Source organism: Stenotrophomonas sp. PS02300 (assembly GCF_029959395.1).
Classification (GTDB): Bacteria; Pseudomonadota; Gammaproteobacteria; order Xanthomonadales; family Xanthomonadaceae; genus Stenotrophomonas; species Stenotrophomonas maltophilia_AD.
Genome location: NZ_JASCOP010000241.1, coordinates 1 through 1,407, shown reverse-complemented (window position 1 = coordinate 1,407; position 1,407 = coordinate 1). Strand labels below are relative to the sequence as shown.

The 1,407-nt window shown below is 69.1% G+C and carries 1 protein-coding gene; it reads right to left on the bottom strand.

Translation table 11 applies throughout. The annotated features are described in order from the left end of the window. Positions 1-63 precede the first annotated feature (63 nt). Entirely contained in the window at positions 64-1,146 is a 1,083-nt protein-coding gene (locus QMX79_RS20720; protein WP_282248453.1) for an NAD(P) transhydrogenase subunit alpha, read from the bottom strand. Positions 1,147-1,407 lie beyond the last annotated feature (261 nt).

The following is a 1,407-nucleotide window of genomic DNA, read 5'->3' as shown; positions in this document are numbered from 1 at the left end:
CACGCAGGGCGTGGCTCTACGGGTCCCGCGCGGTAGAGCCACGCCCTGCGTGGCTGCCCCAGCTCAATTCGCAATCCACCGCGTCTTCGCCAGCAGCTCGTCATCCCAATCAAACGCCACCGCGCCGTCCTTCAGGAACAGGGCGACGAAGTTGTAGAGGTTGCGCGCGTACATCTCGCTGGCGTGCACCGCGCCCTGACTGGCCAGGTTGAGCGGGCCGTCCACGGTGACTCCGCCGACGTCGGTTGTCTCACCGGGCCGGGTCGCCTCGCAGTTGCCGCCGGTTTCAGCGGCCAGGTCGACGATCACGCTGCCCGGGCGCATGCCCTGCACCATCGCGCTGGTGACGATCTTCGGCGCGGGGCGACCGGGCACGGCGGCGGTACAGATGACCACATCGACCAAGCGCAGGTGCTCGCCCAGCCGGCGCTGCTGTTCTGCCCGCTCTTCGTCGGTCAGCGGCCGCGCGTAACCGCCCTCGCCCACGGCGCTGACGCCGAGGTCGAGGAATTTGCCGCCGAGCGATTCAATCTGTTCGCGGGTTTCCGGGCGCACATCGAAGCCTTCCACCTGCGCACCGAGCCGGCGCGCGGTGGCAATGGCCTGCAATCCGGCGACGCCTGCCCCCACCACCAGCACGCGCGATGGCCGGATGGTGCCGGCGGCAGTGGTCAGCATGGGGAAGAAGCGCGGAGCCAGCTGGGCGGCAATCAGCGTGGCCTTGTAGCCGGCCATGCCGGCCTGCGAACTGAGCACGTCCATGGACTGCGCACGCGTGGTACGCGGCAGGCGCTCGAGCGGAAATGCCTGCAGCCCGCGCGACTGGATCATGCCGGCACGTTCGGCGTCGGCCTGCGGGTGCAGCATGCCGACCAGGCTGGCGCCGGATTTGAGCTGGCGCAGCCGCGCGGTGTCCGGCGGCTGCACGCACAGCACGATGTCCGCCTGGCCCAGGCGGGCGTCATCGGCGAGCTGCGCGCCGACATCCAGGTAGGCCTGGTCGGTAAAGCCGGCACGCGTCCCGGCACCCGGTTCGATCCACACGGTGGCGCCCAGCGCGATGTACTTGCGCGCCGTTTCCGGCGTCAGCGCTACACGGCGCTCGCCCTGCGCATGTTCCTTGACCCCCAACACCTCGACAGCCATGCATGTCCCCGAGCAGCGGTAAGTGGTGGGATCGTAACCCGATTGGTCGGGTGGGAGACCTTTCCGCTGGAAGCGATGCCTGGAATCGGGCGTGGCTTGGGTGCTGGCCGTTGGCCGGCAGCTTCATGCCTTCAGGCGAACAGCCTTATGCCTGACAGGTTGTCGCGCAGGGCCGGCGGGTGCGGGGGTACGGGGGGCGCCGTGAACCCATCCATGGGGGCTCTTGCGAAACATCCATGTTTCGCAAAGCCCCCGTACCCC

What these genes read in the sequence shown, in the direction of transcription:
- QMX79_RS20720 (WP_282248453.1), bottom strand. Translation starts at nt 1,146, where the DNA reads ATGGCTGTCGAGGTGTTGGGGGTCAAGGAACATGCGCAGGGCGAGCGC.